Here is a 15,408-nt window from a genome sequence, read left to right on the forward strand (position 1 = left end):
AGCCGGCGCTCGCGGCGAGCGCCACGAGACCCGCCGCGACGGCGACGAGGGCGGCCACGTCGCGGCGCCGCAGCCGCGCGCCGAGCACGAGGGACGCGCCGACGGCGGCCACCGCGAGGCTCGAGGCCCGACCGCCCTGGACGACGAAGAGGGGCAGCGTGCGCAGCGCCCAGAAGGACAGGAGGAAGCCGGCCGCCATGAGGGCGAGCGCGACGAGGTACGAGCGGTGGGCCGCCAGCCGCACGAGCAGCTTGGCGTCCAGCCCCGGCCGCACGGCCACCCGCCGCGCCGCACGCGCCTGCAGCACCGTCGCCGCGCCGCTGCACACCGCGGCCGCGAGCACGGCGATCAGTCCTGCGGTCATGCCGTCTCCTCACGAGTGCCGGGGCGCCGCTGGGTCAGGCGTCGGCAGGTGTCGGCAGGCGTCGGCAAGGCGTCGGCCGGCCGTCGCCGTCACGGCGCGGCGTCACGCCGCCGTCCGCGGCACGCGTGCGGGGACACGATGCCAGGACCCCGCGCGGACCGCCGCCCGGACCGCCGCCCGGCGGCGACGACCTACGCTGGCGCCCATGCCGACCGGTCACCGTCCCACGTCCGTCGACGCCGTCCTCGCGCAGCTCCGGGCGGACCCGGGCCGGCCCCGGCTCACCTGGTACGGACCGTCCGGCGAGCGCGTCGAGCTCTCGGGCCACGTGCTCGACAACTGGGTGTCGAAGATCGCCAACCTCCTGGTCGAGGAGCTCGACGCGGGGCCGGGGACGGTCGTCGCGCTCGACCTGCCGACCCACTGGCGCACCGTCACCTGGGCGCTCGCGGCGTGGCGGGTGGGGGCGTGCGTCGCGCTCGGCCGGACGGCGACGCCCGCCGCGGCCGTCGTGACGGCCACGCCCGAGCGGCACCCGGACGCGCGCGACGTCGTCGCGGTCGCCCTGCCCGCCCTCTCCCGGTCGTTCGACGGGACGCTCCCGCCCGGCGCGGTCGACGCGGCGTCCGGGGTCATGACCTACGGGGACGTGCTCGTGTGGGCGCCACCGACGGACCCGGCGCAGCCTGCCGTCGAGCTCGGTGCCGAGGGGCCGGGGGTCGGTGCGGGGACGACGACCGTGACGCACGGCGAGCTCGTCGCCTGGGCGACGGCCGGTGCGCAGCGCGTGACCGGGCCGGAGGGCGCGACGGGGTCCGCGGGCTCGGGCCTGCCCGCTCGCGTGCTGGTCGAGTCGGACGGCACCGGCTCCGCGGCCGACGACCTCCGGACCGTGCTCGGGGTGCTCGCGGCCGACGGCTCCGTCGTCCTGTGCGCACCCGAGGTCACGCGCGAGCTCGCCGCCGACCCCGGACGCCGCGAGCGGCTCCGCGCGACGGAGCGGGTGACCGTCGACGCGCGCGACGGCGCCTGACGGACGACCGTCAGGGCGCCGCGGTGCGCGGGGTCACGGCACGTCCGCCTGGACGAGCCGTCCGCGACCCCTCGCGCTGAGCGGCCCGTCGTCCGCGGGGGCGAACGCGGCCTCCCCGGGCCCGAGCGTGAGCGAGCCGTCGCCCACGGAGTCGAGCGTCACGTGGCCCTCGAGGCACACGAGCACGCGCGGCCCGCGACCGGGGAGCGGGTGCTCACGGCCGCTCGTCACCGTCGTGACCGACAGCTCGAAGTCGTCGACGGGCGCGTAGTAGACCTTCGTCGCCCCGTAGAACACCTCCGGCCCGACGCGGATCGGCGGCGCGGCGACGTAGTCCACGTTGGCCAGCAGCTCGGGGATGTCGACGTGCTTGCGCGTGAGCCCCGCCCGGAGCACGTTGTCCGAGTTCGCCATGACCTCGACACCGAGGCCCTTGAGGTACGCGTGCACACCGCCCGCGGGCACGAAGAGCGCGTCACCCGGCTCGAGCGTCACCGGGTTGAGGAGCAGCGAGGTGACGGCGCCGGGGTCCCCCGGGTACGCGTCCGCGAGCTGCACGACGGTGCGGTCGGCGCGGGGCGAGGGCGAGCCGTCCACCAGACGGAGGCGGCAGGCGTCCGCGACGGTCTGCACCTCGTCCTCGCTCGGCCGCAGCTCCGGCTCGAGCAGGCTGCGGAAGGCCGCCCGGATCCCCTCGTAGGTCGGCTCGGCCACGAGGACCTCGTGCAGCCGCTTCGCGAGCGGCGCGTCGATCCCGGCCATGAGCTCGGCGGCGCGGCGCGGCGCCCGGAACCCGCACAGCGCCTCGAAGCGGGTGAGCGCGTAGAGCAGCTCGGGCTTGTGGTTCCGGTCGCGGTAGTTGCGGCGCGGGTCGTCGCGTCCCAGCCCGGCGGCCTCCTCGGCGGCGAACCCCTCGCGGGCCCGGTCGACGCTCGGGTGGACCTGGAGGGACAGGGGGCGCTCGGGAGCCACGAGCTTGAGGAGGTACGGCAGCGAGGGCCCGAACCGCGCGAGGACGCTGGCCCCGAGCATCCGCTCGGGGTCGTCGGCGATGGCCTGGTCGAGCGCCACCGGCCCGTGGTCGTCCTGCAGGACCGAGGGGCTCGCCGGGTGGGCGCCGAACCACAGCTCCGCGACGGGGTCGGCCTGGACCGGCTGGCCGAGCAGGCGCGGGATGGCTGATCTCGAGCCCCATGCGTAGCTCCGGACGTGCCCCTGCAGCCGTAGCACCGACCCACCCACCTCCCCCGTGGGTGCGCCCCGCGCACCCCTCCGCGCCCGGGAGGACCCGACCGCGCTGGCGACTCTACCGACGGACCCGCCGCGAACGGTGTGATCGGCGCGCCCGGATTGGTGTGATTCGTCCCGTCGTGCCGACGGGGCCGTGCCGGGCCGGCTCAGAACCACCCGACGACGTGCCGATGACCTCCCCGGGACCCGGGAGCCGGACGGCTAGCGTGGCTCCACCCCTTGCCGCCCCACCACCCGAGGTACGCCATGCCCGCCACCCGTCGCCGGACGGTCGTCGTCGCCGCGGCGGTGGTGGGTCTGCTCGTGGTCGCGGCGGTCGCCGTGTGGTGGGGGTCGCGCGACCGGGGAGCGCCGCAGGCGGCCGACCCGACACCCAGCGCGTCGGAGCCGGCCTCGGATGCCACCGCGACGCCGGTCGACGAGCCCACGGCCTCCCCCACGCCCTCCGGGCCCGCACCGGCGCCGGCGCCGGTGAACCCCCCGCCTGCCGAGGGGGTGCCGCCGACCGAGGAGCCGGCGCCCGTCACCCCTGGCACGACCGCGGTGACCCTGACCTTCTGGGGTCACGACCCCGCGACCGGCACCGTCCAGGTCGGCGGCTACGCCGACGTGGTGGAGGCCGACGGGCAGTGCGAGCTCGTGCTGGTCCGCGGTTCGAGCGTCCTGACGGCCTCCGCACCCGGGACGCCCGACGCGACGACGACGAGCTGCGGGACACTTGCTGCCGGAGGGCCGGACCTCGTCCCCGGGACGTGGTCGGCGACACTGAGCTACCGGTCCCCGCGGACGGCCGGCAGCTCCTCCCCCGTGACGATCGAGGTGCCGTGATGAAGACCGACCGACGACGGACGTCCACGAGGGACGCGCTCCGCCGAGCGGTGGTGGTCGCGCTCGGCGCGGCGCTGCTCGCCGTCGGCCTGCCGACCTCGCCTCCGCCGGCGTCCGCCGCGGACCTGGGTCAGTTCGACCCGGGGTACCTCATCAGCGACCGGATCTTCTACGACTCGGCGACCATGGACGCCGCATCGATCCAGGCGTTCCTCCAGCAGCGGGCGCCGTCGTGCGTCGCGGGCCCCGACGGCACGCCGTGCCTCAAGAACTACCGGCAGGCGACGGCCTCGCGCGCACCCGACGCCAAGTGCCCCGGCGGGTACGCGGGTGCGGCCGACGAGCGCGCGTCGGACATCATCGCCAAGGTCGCAGCCGCGTGCGGCATCAACCCCCGCGTGATCCTCGTGATGCTCCAGAAGGAGCAGGGCCTGGTGACCGGCTCGGGCTCCAACCTGTACGCCAACCGCTACCGCAGCGCGATGGGCTACGGCTGCCCGGACACCGCGGCCTGCGACGCCCAGTACTACGGCTTCTTCAACCAGGTGTACTCGGCGGCGGCCCAGCTGAAGAACTACGCGCTCAACCCGACGCGCTACAGCCACAAGGCGGGCGCCACCAACAACGTCCGCTTCCACCCCAACGCGGCGTGCGGCTCGAGCGCCGTCTTCATCCGCAACCAGGCGACCGCGAGCCTGTACAACTACACGCCGTACCAGCCCAACGCCGCAGCGCTCGCGGCGGGGTACGGCACGGGCGACAGCTGCTCCGCCTACGGCAACCGGAACTTCTACAGCTACTTCACCGACTGGTTCGGCAAGCCCACCGGTGTCCCGCCCATCGGCTTCCTGGACGAGGTCACGGTGAGCTCGCGCAGCGTCACGGCCTCGGGCTGGGCGATCGACCCCGACACGCGCGGGCCGATCTCCGTCCACATGTACGTCGACAACGGCTCCCAGGCGTTCGTCGCCAACGGCTCCCGCCCTGACGTCGACGCGGTCTACCGGATGGGCCCCGACCACGGCTACATCGCCACGATGCCTGCCGAGGCCGGCAGCCGCCGGGTGTGCGTGTACGCCATCGACGAGGACGGCGGCTCCGGCAACACGGGCCTGGGCTGCCGGACGGTCAAGGTGCCGAGCCTGCCGCGCGGCGTCATCGACACCGTCACCACGACCCCGGACTCGATCACCGTGGTGGGCTGGGCGATGGACCCGGACACGCCGGACCCGATCCCGGTCCACATGTACGTGGACGGCACGTCCGCCGGCTTCGTGGCCGACCAGTCGCGCCCCGACCTCGTACCGTTCTTCGGCAACGGCGACCGTCACGGGTTCACGGCCACGATGCCCGCCACGCCGGGCGACCACTCGGTCTGCCTGTGGGCGATCAAGCCCGCACCGTCCGAGAACGTCCGGCTCGGCTGCCGCACCGTGACGGTGCGGAACCAGACCCCGATCGGCTGGATCGACTCCGTCACGGCGACGGGCGACGCGGTCACCGCCAAGGGCTGGGCGCTCGACCCCGACACGGACCAGCCGGTCGCGGTGCACATGTACGTCGACGGGGCGTCCGCCGGCTACACGGCGGACGGCGACCGTCCCGACATCGGCGCGATCTTCGGCAAGGGCGACAAGCACGGGTTCACCGCCACGATGCCCGCGACCCCGGGGCCGCACACCGTCTGCCTCTACGCGATCAACGCCTCCCCGGGCCCGAACACCCCCATGGGCTGCCGGACCGTCACCGTCCGCAACAACGAGCCCCTCGGGTGGATCGACTCGGTCGCGGCGACGGCCACCTCGGTCACCGCGACGGGGTGGGCCCTGGACCCCGACACGGACCAGCCGATCGCGGTCCACATGTACGTCGACGGCGTCTCGTCCGGCCACACCGCCGACGGCAGCCGGCCCGACATCGCCGCGAAGTACGGGCTGGGTGACCGCCACGGCTACAGCGCGACGGTGCCCGCCGGCCCGGGGCGGCACACCGTCTGCCTCTACGCCATCAACACGACGCCCGGCGCGAACACGAACCTCGGGTGCAGGTCCGTGACGGTCGTCGCCGACGCGTCCCCGATCGGCTGGATCGACTCGGTCAGCGCGACGAGCGGCTCCGTCACGGCCAGCGGGTGGGCGCTGGACCCGGACACGGACCAGCCGATCAACGTCCACATGTACGTCGACGGCGTCTCCGCGGGGTTCATCGCCGACACGCCCCGGCCCGACATCCAGGCCCTCTTCGGCAAGGGCGAGCGGCACGGCTTCACGACGACGATGCCGGCCGCGGCCGGGAGCCGCTCCGTGTGCCTGTTCGCCATCAACACGGGGACGGCACCGCACACCCCGATGGGCTGCCGCACGGTGACGGTCCCGTGAGCGCGTCGCCGGCCGACGCGCTGCGGCGCACGACCGACCGGGCGCGGGGCCTCGTGGCCCGCGGCCTGAGCCGGTCGGCAGCGGCGGTCGACCTCCTCGAGATGGCCGGCGCGCACACGCTCGCCGACCGGCTCGACCGGCGGCGCGCCGGCGGTGAGGTCGTGGCCCTCCGGCTGCCGGCCGACGTGCACGACGTGCGCTCGCACCGGGTCAAGGCGCTGCGCCGCGCGGGGACCGACCAGTGCGTCGAGGCGTTCCACCAGGGCGGGTGGTGGGGCTACGAGCGGCCGCTGCCGGACGTCTTCCTCGCCACGCTGCGCGGCGCACCCGGCGTCGTGCTCGACGTCGGCGCGAACACCGGCGTGTACTCGCTCATCGCCTCGACCGTCCGGGGCGCCTCCGTGCACGCGTTCGAGGCGTTCCCGCCGGTGGCCGCCCTCCTGCGCGAGAACCTCGCGCTCAACCGGACCTCCGCGAGGGTCACCGTGGTCGACCGCGCGGTGTCCGACTCCGAGGGCTCGATCGAGCTCTTCGTGCCGCCCGACTCGGGCCTCGTCGAGACCAGCAGCTCGATCGACGCCGGGTTCAAGGAGGGCAGCACCCCGATCACGGTCCCGACGGTGACGCTCGACGCGTACTGGACCTCGCTGGGTCGGCCGCCCGTGACGCTCGTCAAGATCGACGTCGAGGGCGCGGAGCACCGCGTGCTCGCGGGCGCGCACGAGCTCGTGGGCCGCGCGCGTCCCGTGCTCTTCCTCGAGGTCCTCCCGGGCGCGCACTTCGAGGACCTGGAGGTCTTCCTCGGACGGCACGGTCTCGTCGACGTGCGGCTGAGCCAGTGGGAGGCCGTCGTCGGTGACGCGGTCATCCACCACGGGCTCGCGTGGAACCACGCGTTCGTCCCGGCCGAGCGGCTCGAGGAGTTCCTCGCCCCGCTCCCGCGCCTCGGGCTGAAGGTCACCCGGCTCGACGGCTGACGGCGGCGGTGCCGCCATGCGGCACACTTGACCTCCATGCGCGGAATCATCCTGGCCGGCGGGTCCGGCACCCGACTCCACCCGATCACGCTCGGCGTCAGCAAGCAGCTGGTGCCGGTCTACGACAAGCCGATGATCTACTACCCGCTGTCGACGCTGATCGCCTCGGGGATCCGCGACATCCTCGTGATCACGACACCGCACGACGCCGAGCAGTTCCACCGCCTCCTCGGCGACGGCTCGCAGTTCGGCGTCTCCCTCAGCTACACCGTCCAGGAGCAGCCCAACGGCCTGGCTCAGGCGTTCGTCCTCGGGGCCGACTTCCTCGGGCAGGAGTCCGCGGCTCTCGTCCTGGGCGACAACATCTTCTACGGCCCGGGGCTCGGCAGCCGCCTGTCGCGCTTCTCCGAGATCGACGGCGGCGCGGTCTTCGCCTACCGCGTCGCGGACCCGACGGCGTACGGCGTGGTCGAGTTCGACGACTCCGGTCGCGCGCTCTCGCTCGAGGAGAAGCCCGCGAACCCGCGCTCCCACTACGCGGTGCCGGGCCTCTACTTCTACGACAACGACGTGGTCGCGATCGCACGCGACCTCGAGCCGTCGGCGCGCGGCGAGTACGAGATCACCGACGTCAACCGCGCGTACCTCGAGCAGGGGCGCCTCCAGGTGGAGGTTCTGCCGCGAGGGACCGCGTGGCTCGACACGGGCACGTTCGACTCGCTGCTCGAGGCGTCGGACTACGTCCGGACCATCGAGCACCGCCAGGGCCTCAAGGTGGGCTGCCCCGAGGAGCTGGCCTGGCGCCGTGGCTTCCTGAGCGACGACGAGCTGCGCACGCGCGCCGAGGGCCTCGTGAAGTCCGGTTACGGCGCGTACCTGCTGGGCCTGCTCGACGAGTGAGGTCCCGGGCCGCACCCGGGCCTGCGGGTAGGATTCCCCGCGGGTCCGGGCCGCGACGCACCGACGATCGTGCCCGCCGGGCCTGCAGCTGACCGCAGTCGTCCCACCTGGCCACCCGCGCACCGCCGTGCCCGCCCCGCCGTCCGTCGGCGCGGCACACACCCGAAGAGACGCCACCACCCGCAGTCTGGAGCCCGCTCGACCATGGACTGGATCCCCGTCAACGACCTGTCCCGCGCGCTGTCCGGTCAGGCGGACGCGATCCAGGAGGTCGTCGCGCGCGTCGTCGGCTCCGGGTGGCTCGTCCAGGGCCCCGAGCACCGGGCGTTCCAGGACGAGCTCGCGGCCTTCCTCGGCGTCGACCACGCCCTGGGCGTGGCGAGCGGGACGGACGCGCTCGAGCTGGCCCTGCGGGCGACGGCGCCCGCCGACCGGCCCGTCGTCCTCACCGCGGCGAACTGCGGCGGCTACACGACCACGGCCGCCCGCCGCGCCGGCCTGCGGGTCCGGTACGCGGACGTCGACCCCGAGTCGCTGCTGCTCACCGCCGCGACGGTGGAGGCGGCGCTCGACGACACCGTGGGCGTCGTCGTCGTCACGCACCTGTACGGGCGGACCGCCGACGTCGCGCCGGTCGTCGAGCTGTGCCACGCGCGCGGCATCCGGGTGGTCGAGGACTGCGCCCAGTCGCTCGGCGCGACCCTCCCGGCCGGTCGGGCCGGGTCCTTCGGCGACGCGGCGACGTTCTCCTTCTACCCGACCAAGAACCTCGGCGCCCTCGGCGACGGGGGCGCGGTCGCGACCCGGTCGGACGAGGTCGCGACCGTGGTCCAGGAGCTGCGGCAGTACGGCTGGACCTCCAAGTACACGATCACGCGCGACGGCGGCCGCAACTCGCGGCTCGACGAGCTCCAGGCGGCGCTGCTCCGTCACCGCCTGCCCCAGCTCGAGGGCTGGAACGCCCGCCGCCGGGAGATCATCGGGCACTACGCCGACCACGCCCCCGCGTCGGTCCGGGTGCTGCCCGCGCCGGACGAGTCGCACGCCGGCCACCTCGCGGTCGTCGTCGTCGAGGACCGCGCCCGCCTGCAGGAGCACCTCGCGGGCCTCGGCGTCCGCACCGACGTCCACTACCCCGTGCCGGACCACCGGCAGCCCGCGGTCGCGGACGAGTACCGGGGGCTGACGCTGCCGGTCACCGAGCAGGCCGCGGACCGCGTGCTGTCGCTGCCGGTGTTCCCCGAGCTGACCGACCTCGAGGTGGAGCGGGTGGGCCGTGCCCTCGCTTCCTTCTGACGACGCGCTCGCGGTCCCTCGCGGCAGCACGACGATCCGCTACTCGGTCGTCGTCCCCGTCTACACCAACGAGGGGACCCTGGCCGAGCTCCTCGAGCGGCTGTGCGCGATCTCGGAGCGCCTCGGCGGAGGGCTCGAGGCGGTGCTCGTCGTCGACGGCTCCCCCGACTCGTCGCTCGAGGTGCTCCGCGAGCTGCTCCCCCGCACCCCGCTGCCCAGCAGGCTCCTCGTGCACGCCCGCAACTTCGGCTCGTTCGCCGCGATCCGGACGGGCATGGCGGCGGCGCGCGGCGAGTACGTCGGGGTGATGGCCGCCGACCTCCAGGAGCCGCCGGAGCTCATGGAGGCGTTCTTCGCCCGGCTCCGGACCGGCGAGGTCGACGTCGTCGTCGGGCGCCGTGAGTCGCGCGACGACCCGGCCCTCTCGGCCCTCATGTCGCGGGTCTTCTGGTGGCTGTACCGCAAGGCGATCAACCCGGAGTTCCCGCCCGGCGGCGTCGACGTCTTCGGGTGCACACGCGAGGTGGCGCTGCGCCTGCTCTCCCTCAACGAGGCGCACTCGAGCCTCGTCGGGCTCCTCTACTGGGTGGGGTACCGGCGCGAGGAGGTGCCGTACTCGCGCCTCGCCCGCACCTCGGGCCGGTCCGGCTGGACCCTGCGCAAGCGCGTGCGCTACCTGCTCGACAGCGTCTTCTCGTTCACCGACATCCCGATCACGATGCTCAGCACCGTCGGCGCCGCGGGGGCGGCGCTGACCGCCCTGGTCGCCGTCGTCGTCTTCGTCGGGTGGGCCACGGGCCGCATCACCGAGACCGGCTACACGCCGCTCATGCTGACGATCCTCTTCTCGACGTTCTCGATGCTGTCGGCGCTCGGCATCGTCGGCTCGTACGTCTGGCGCGCGTTCGAGAACAGCAAGCAGCGGCCCGGGTCGATCGCGCGCACCATGGAGACGTTCCATGCCGACGACTGACCAGATGCGCCCCGTGCGGTCCGCCGGGTGGCGTTTCGTGCTCGTCGGCGGCCTGAACACGCTCGTCACCGGGATCGCCCTGTCGCTCCTCAGCACCGTGATCGACCCCCGCGTCGCGTACACGGTCGTGTTCGCCGCAGGCATCGCCTTCTCGACCGCCATGGCCGGCCGCTTCGTCAACGGCGTCCCCATGACGCGCCGGCAGACGGTCCTCTACGTCCTGATGTACGTCGCCGTGTACCTCGTGGGCGTCGCCGTCCTGTGGGTCGCCGCCGGGCTCGGCATGCCGGACGTCGCGAGCGGCCTCGTCGTCCTCGTCACCGCGCCGCTGACGTTCTTCGGCGGCCGTGTGATCATCGCCCACCGGCGCGGACCGAGCGCCATCGACCCCAGGAGAGTCACGCCGTGAGCTATTTCGTGCACCCGCAGGGCATCTGCGAGACGGGCTCCGTCGGCGACGGCACGACGATCTGGGCCTTCACGCACGTGCTGCCCGGTGCCGTCATCGGCGCCGACTGCAACCTCAACGACCACGTGTTCGTGGAGAACGACGTGGTGGTCGGCGACCGGGTCACGGTCAAGTCCGGCGTCCAGCTGTGGGACGGCGTCCGCCTGGCCGACGACGTCTTCGTCGGGCCCAACGTGACGTTCGCCAACGACCGGTTCCCCCGGAGCAAGCAGTACCCCGAGGCCTTCCTGCCCGTGGAGGTGGGGCAGGGCGCCTCCCTCGGAGCGGGTGCCGTGATCCTGCCCGGTCTCCGGATCGGGATGAAGGCGATGGTCGGCGCCGGCGCCGTCGTGACCCGGGACGTGCCCGCCAACGCCATCGTGGTCGGCAACCCGGCCCGCATCGTGGGCTACGTGGGCGACGACGGCCGGCCCGTCGACGCGACCCCGCCCGCCGGGACCACGGCCGGCTCGGAGGGCGTCGGGGACGACAGCCTCCTCGTGCCGCTGCACGTCGCGACCGACATGCGCGGCTCCCTCACGGCGATCGAGCTGGCGCGCGACCTCCCGTTCGTCCCCCGGCGGTTCTTCGCCGTGTTCGGCGTCCCGTCCAAGGACGTCCGCGGCGAGCACGCCCACCGGGAGTGCGAGCAGGTGCTCGTGTGCCTGCGCGGCTCCGTCATGTGCATCGTCGACGACGGCACCACCCGACGGCAGGTCAGGCTCGACAACCCGGGCGTCGCGCTCCACATGCCCGCCATGACGTGGGGCACCCAGTTCATGTACTCGGACGACGCCGTCCTGGGGGTCTTCGCGTCGCACGAGTACGACCAGGACGACTACATCCGCGACTACGACACCTTCCTGCGTGAGGTCGCCGCCCGTGGCTGACCGGGTCGAGGCCGTCGAGGACTCCGCGCGCGCCGACCTCGCCGAGGACCGCACCCCCACCGCCCGCCCGGCGGGGCGACGACGGGCAGCGGGCCGGCTGGGTCGCCTGAGACGCGCGCTCGTCGTCGTCGGGACGCTCGTGGCGCTCGAGGTGCTCATGTTCTCCGGGTACTTCGACGGGAGCGTCAGCCCGCCCTGGGACTTCTTCGGCTCCTACAACACCGAGGCGTTCGTGTGGTGGGAGGAGGGCGGCTTCTTCCAGCCCGTGAGCTGGATCCCGCACGCCTGGGGCGGCTACCCGTCCGCGGTGTCGATCCAGAACAGCGCCTGGTACCTCCCGGTCGGGCTGGTCGCCGCGGTGACCACCTACGACATCCACGCGTCGGCCGCCCTCTCGGCGCTGCACGTCGCGTTCGGGGCGCTGGGCGCCCTCGTCCTGGCGCACGTCTGGCGCCTGGGCTTCCGGGCCGGGATGCTCGGGCTGGTCGCGTTCTTCTTCGCGGCGAGCTTCTACGCCAACGCGGAGCACGTCGACATCGCACGCGGCTACGCCTGGATGCCCTGGATCCTCGCCCTCCTGAGCCCCGGCTGGCCGTGGCGGCGCTGGTGGGCCGTCCCCGTCGCGGCCCTGATCCTCTGGCAGGCGCTGCTCACGACGTACCCGGGCATGATCGCGGCCGGCGTCTACGTCTACCTCGCCTGGCTCGTGGCCGTCCAGGTGTGGGCGCGGCCACGCCTGCGCGACCACCTCGTCCCGCTCGCCGTCTCGGGCGCCATCGCGCTCCTGCTCCTCGGGCCCAAGTACCTGCCGACGGCGCTGCTCTCTGGCTCGGGCGGTGACGTGCCGGACGAGTCCGTCCTGTCGTGGGGCATGCTCGGCACCTTCGTCTACCCCTACGGCAACCCGGCGCTGCCCAACGACATCTCCATGCGGTCGTTCTTCCTGCCGGTCACGTGCCTCCTCCTGGCCGGCTTCGCGGCGTGGCGGCACCCGCTCGCTCGCGCGGCCGGCGTCGCCGGTCTCGTGGCCGTCGTGCTGGGGGTCCCGAACCTGCCGTGGCACGGCGCGCTCGCCTCGCTCCCCGGTCTCGGCGTCAGCCGGTTCCAGCTGAGCGACTTCCGCGCCTCGATGCTGCTCGTCCTCCTGGTCCTCGCGATGGCCGGTTTCAGCCGCCTGGTCGGCGACGCGCCGGACACCCCGGCCGCGAGCCGACCGTCGCGGGTCGCGGGACTCCTGGGCGGTCGCACGGTGCCAGCCTGGGCGTGGCCGGCCGCCGTGTGCGTCGGTGCCGCCGGCCTGGGCGTCGCCGGCCCGTACCGCGTGGACGAGTGGGTACCGGCCTTCGCCGTCCTCGCCGGCGCCGCGCTCGTCGTCGCGCAGCTCGCACAGGGGCTCCGCACGCCCGAGCCGGGCACCCCACGTGCGGGCAGCCCCGTCGCCCGCCTCGACCGCCGCACGGGAGCGACGGCCCTCGTGGCCCTGACGCTCGTGTCCGGGGTGACCTGGGCGTGGACGACCACGGTCACGTGGCGGACGCCGCGCGCCGACACGGAGGCCGCGAGCTACGGCGCGACGGTCGACGCGCTGCTCGCCGAGCGGCAGCCGTGGTCGGGCACGCAGCGGCCCGGCCGCACTCCCCTCCCGCAGCCCCTCGACGCCTCGGGCGTCGTCTCGACCCTGTGGAACGCGGGCTACTGGAACGGGACCGACGCGGTCGGCGGGTACGTGAACCTCAAGCGCTCACCCACCTGGACCACGATCGTCGAGCTGCTCATGGACCCCGAGCTCGGCCCGCCCGTGAACGCGTTCTACTCCGCGCCGGGCCTCGTGCTGTCGGACGCGGGTGAGACCGTCCCCGACGAGGCCGCGCTCGAGCGGTGCCGCACGTCGCAGGACTGCGGCGACGGTCTGACGAGCACCCCGGCCGGCTACGAGCCCGGCCAACTCGTCTACGAGGTGACCGCGGAGCAGTCGACCGCGGTCGTGCTCAACGAGGCCTTCTACCCCGGCTGGACGGCGCGCGTCTGCCCCGTCCCGTCCGGGTCCGGCGAGTGCCAGGACCTCGAGGTCACGGAGGGTGCCGCGGGAGCGGTCGCGACGACCGTTCCGGCGGGCGCGTGGGAGCTCACCGTCGACTACACCCCGCCGGGCTACCGTCTCGGCTGGGCCGCGTTCTGGGCGGGCGCCGTGCTCGCCGGGCTCGTCGCCCTCGGCTCGTGGCTCGTCGGCAGGCGGCCCGCGCCGCGGCCGCGACCGACGCCGACCACCGCCGGCCCGCAGCGCGCGAAGGAGGTCTGAGATGACCCGCACGGACGGAGCCACGCCGGCAGGCCGGCCCGGGGACCCGCGCGTCCTCGTGGTCGTCCCGGCCTGGAACGAGGAGGACACGCTCCCGGCGGTGATCACCGAGATCCGGTCCTCGGTGCAGGGGGCGGACGTGCTGGTCGTCAACGACGGCTCCACGGACGCCACGGCACGCGTCGCCGACGCGGCGGGGGCGGCCGTGCTCGACCTGCCGATCAACCTCGGGGTCGGCGGCGCGATGCGGGCCGGGTACAAGTACGCCCTGCGGAACGGGTACGACGTCGCGCTCCAGGTCGACGCCGACGGCCAGCACGACCCGGCCGAGATCCCGCGCATGCTCGAGCTGCTGCGCACCGAGGACCTCGACATCGTCATCGGCGCCCGGTTCGCCGGCCAGGGCAGCTACGAGGCGCGCGGCCCGCGGCGGTGGGCGATGCGGGTGCTCTCCGTCACGCTGTCGCGGGTGACGGGCACGAGGCTCACCGACACCACGTCGGGGTTCAAGGCGTGCGGCCCGCGCGCGATCCGGCTCTTCGCCGCGAACTACCCCGCCGAGTACCTCGGCGACACGGTCGAGTCCCTGGTGATCGCCTCGCGGGCGCGCCTCGCCATCCGGCAGCTGCCCGTGACCATGCGGCCGCGCGCGGGGGGTCGCCCGTCCCACAACCCGGTCAAGGCCGCCTTCTTCCTGCTGCGCGCCGTGCTCGCCCTCGTCATCGCGCTGTCCCGGCCCACCCAGCCCCTGCCGACGGGGGTGGACCGGTGAGCGGCTACGGTCTCGCCGTCGGCCTCTGCATCGGCGTCGTCCTCCTGCTCTTCCTGCTGCTGCGCACACGCCGCGTGCGCGAGAAGTACGCGGCGATGTGGCTGCTCCTGGCCCTCGGGGTGTGCGTCTTCGGGATCTTCCCCAACCTCGCGTTCGCCCTCGCCGACCTGCTCGGCGTCCAGACGCCGGTCAACCTCGTCTTCTCGGGCGCGATGGTCGTGCTGCTGCTCGTCTGCATCCAGCTCAGCGTCGAGGTCTCCAACCTGGAGGAGGAGACGCGGACCATCGCCGAGGAGGTCGCGATGCTCAAGCTCGACGTCCAGCGGCTGCGCGAGGCGGACGAGGCCCGCGTCGCACCGCCGGACCCGGGGGCCGACCCTGAGTAGCCCCGGACGCCGCGGCGGTCGCACCTCGTTCCTGTGGGTCGTGCTCGGGCTCGGGGTGTTCGGGCTCTCGAGCTTCGCCTTCCTGGGCATCGCCGGTCGGGACCTGGGACCCGCGGGCAGCGCACCCCTGTCGGTGGCGTGGACGGTCCTCAACGCCGTCGGCATCGGGCTCTTCCTGCCGCTCGAGCAGGAGGCCGGGCGGCGTCTCTCGGGCGCCATCGCCGTCGATGGCGGTGCGAGCGTCAGCATGCGGGGCACGCTGCGCTACGCGGTGTGGGCGGTCGCCGTCCTCGCGGTGGTCGGCGCCGCCCTGCACGTGCCGCTGTCCGAGCTCATCCTCGGCGGCGAGCGCGTGCTCGTCGCCGTGCTCGTGCTCGCGCTCGCGGCGCAGGCCGCCGAGTACCTGGCACGAGGGGTGCTGGCGGGCACCGGGCAGTTCGGGCGCTACGGCTCGCAGCTCGCGGTCGACGGGGCGCTGCGCGTGGCGGGTGCCGCGCTGGTCGCCGCGAGCGGGAACGGATCCGTGCTCGCCTACGGGGCCGTCCTCGTCGCCGCGCCGGCCCTCGCGACCGTCGTGACGCTCGGGGCGCGCGCCCGCCGCACGGGGGTGGCG

General features: G+C 74.2%; 15 protein-coding genes. 13 read left to right on the plus strand and 2 right to left on the minus strand.

Annotated features, from left to right (window positions below; all coding sequences use genetic code 11):
• A partial coding sequence (locus ICW40_RS01385; RefSeq protein WP_374199121.1) for a hypothetical protein occupies positions 1-364 on the minus strand: 364 nt, incomplete at its 3' end.
• A gap of 205 nt (positions 365-569) precedes the next feature.
• Between ICW40_RS01385 and ICW40_RS01390 the strand changes: the two genes are divergently transcribed.
• Complete coding sequence (locus ICW40_RS01390; RefSeq protein ID WP_221652019.1) at positions 570-1,397, plus strand: TIGR03089 family protein; 828 nt, start codon at positions 570-572, stop codon at positions 1,395-1,397.
• 33 nt (positions 1,398-1,430) lie between these two features.
• Here ICW40_RS01390 and manA read toward each other — a convergent pair whose 3' ends face one another.
• Entirely contained in the window at positions 1,431-2,627 is a 1,197-nt protein-coding gene (gene manA / locus ICW40_RS01395; protein ID WP_221652020.1) for a mannose-6-phosphate isomerase, class I, read from the minus strand.
• Positions 2,628-2,894: 267 nt separating this feature from the next.
• Here manA and ICW40_RS01400 point away from each other — a divergent pair, with 267 nt between their 5' ends.
• From ICW40_RS01400 to ICW40_RS01455, 12 genes are all read left to right on the plus strand, one after another.
• The gene (locus tag ICW40_RS01400; RefSeq protein WP_221652022.1) at positions 2,895-3,476 is read left to right on the plus strand and encodes a hypothetical protein; all 582 of its coding nucleotides are present in this window, start codon (positions 2,895-2,897) and stop codon (positions 3,474-3,476) included.
• A complete protein-coding gene (locus tag ICW40_RS01405) occupies positions 3,476-5,854 on the plus strand; it encodes a hypothetical protein (protein WP_221652023.1) in 2,379 nt (792 codons plus the stop codon). Before ICW40_RS01400 ends, ICW40_RS01405 begins: the two co-directional genes overlap by 1 nt.
• The gene (locus ICW40_RS01410; RefSeq protein WP_221652025.1) at positions 5,851-6,831 is read left to right on the plus strand and encodes an FkbM family methyltransferase; all 981 of its coding nucleotides are present in this window, start codon (positions 5,851-5,853) and stop codon (positions 6,829-6,831) included. The genes ICW40_RS01405 and ICW40_RS01410 overlap by 4 nt, the downstream gene beginning before the upstream one ends.
• A 36-nt stretch (positions 6,832-6,867) precedes the next feature.
• Complete coding sequence (gene rfbA, locus ICW40_RS01415; RefSeq protein ID WP_221652027.1) at positions 6,868-7,731, plus strand: glucose-1-phosphate thymidylyltransferase RfbA; 864 nt, start codon at positions 6,868-6,870, stop codon at positions 7,729-7,731.
• Positions 7,732-7,935: 204 nt separating this feature from the next.
• Positions 7,936-9,027 carry a DegT/DnrJ/EryC1/StrS family aminotransferase gene (locus ICW40_RS01420; RefSeq protein ID WP_221652029.1) on the plus strand — a complete coding sequence of 364 codons (1,092 nt, stop codon included), beginning with the start codon at positions 7,936-7,938 and terminating at the stop codon, positions 9,025-9,027.
• On the plus strand, positions 9,008-10,000 hold the full coding sequence (locus tag ICW40_RS01425; RefSeq protein WP_308121557.1) for a glycosyltransferase family 2 protein: 993 nt from the start codon (positions 9,008-9,010) through the stop codon (positions 9,998-10,000). The genes ICW40_RS01420 and ICW40_RS01425 overlap by 20 nt, the downstream gene beginning before the upstream one ends.
• On the plus strand, positions 9,987-10,409 hold the full coding sequence (locus tag ICW40_RS01430) for a GtrA family protein (RefSeq protein ID WP_221652030.1): 423 nt from the start codon (positions 9,987-9,989) through the stop codon (positions 10,407-10,409). Before ICW40_RS01425 ends, ICW40_RS01430 begins: the two co-directional genes overlap by 14 nt.
• Entirely contained in the window at positions 10,406-11,338 is a 933-nt protein-coding gene (locus ICW40_RS21330) for a WxcM-like domain-containing protein (protein WP_221652032.1), read from the plus strand. The genes ICW40_RS01430 and ICW40_RS21330 overlap by 4 nt, the downstream gene beginning before the upstream one ends.
• Complete coding sequence (locus ICW40_RS01440; protein ID WP_221652033.1) at positions 11,331-13,637, plus strand: hypothetical protein; 2,307 nt, start codon at positions 11,331-11,333, stop codon at positions 13,635-13,637. The genes ICW40_RS21330 and ICW40_RS01440 overlap by 8 nt, the downstream gene beginning before the upstream one ends.
• 1 nt (position 13,638) lies before the next feature.
• Positions 13,639-14,409, plus strand: a complete 771-nt coding sequence (locus ICW40_RS01445) for a glycosyltransferase family 2 protein (protein WP_221652035.1) — start codon at positions 13,639-13,641, stop codon at positions 14,407-14,409.
• On the plus strand, positions 14,406-14,795 hold the full coding sequence (locus ICW40_RS01450) for a DUF2304 domain-containing protein (RefSeq protein WP_221652037.1): 390 nt from the start codon (positions 14,406-14,408) through the stop codon (positions 14,793-14,795). The genes ICW40_RS01445 and ICW40_RS01450 overlap by 4 nt, the downstream gene beginning before the upstream one ends.
• Before the next feature lie 40 nt (positions 14,796-14,835).
• On the plus strand, positions 14,836-15,408 hold a 573-nt coding region (locus ICW40_RS01455), incomplete at its 3' end, for a hypothetical protein (RefSeq protein ID WP_221652039.1).

It is taken from the genome of Actinotalea ferrariae, from assembly GCF_019733465.1.
Lineage (GTDB): Bacteria > Actinomycetota > Actinomycetes > Actinomycetales > Cellulomonadaceae > Actinotalea > Actinotalea ferrariae_A.

Bases quoted from the DNA above. Each gene is read 5' to 3' on its own strand.
- ICW40_RS01390 (WP_221652019.1), top strand. From the start codon at position 570: ATGCCGACCGGTCACCGTCCCACGTCCGTCGACGCCGTCCTCGCGCAG.
- ICW40_RS01400 (WP_221652022.1), top strand. From the start codon at position 2,895: ATGCCCGCCACCCGTCGCCGGACGGTCGTCGTCGCCGCGGCGGTGGTG.
- ICW40_RS01405 (WP_221652023.1), top strand. From the start codon at position 3,476: ATGAAGACCGACCGACGACGGACGTCCACGAGGGACGCGCTCCGCCGA.
- rfbA (WP_221652027.1), top strand. From the start codon at position 6,868: ATGCGCGGAATCATCCTGGCCGGCGGGTCCGGCACCCGACTCCACCCG.
- ICW40_RS01420 (WP_221652029.1), top strand. From the start codon at position 7,936: ATGGACTGGATCCCCGTCAACGACCTGTCCCGCGCGCTGTCCGGTCAG.
- ICW40_RS01430 (WP_221652030.1), top strand. From the start codon at position 9,987: ATGCCGACGACTGACCAGATGCGCCCCGTGCGGTCCGCCGGGTGGCGT.
- ICW40_RS01445 (WP_221652035.1), top strand. From the start codon at position 13,639: ATGACCCGCACGGACGGAGCCACGCCGGCAGGCCGGCCCGGGGACCCG.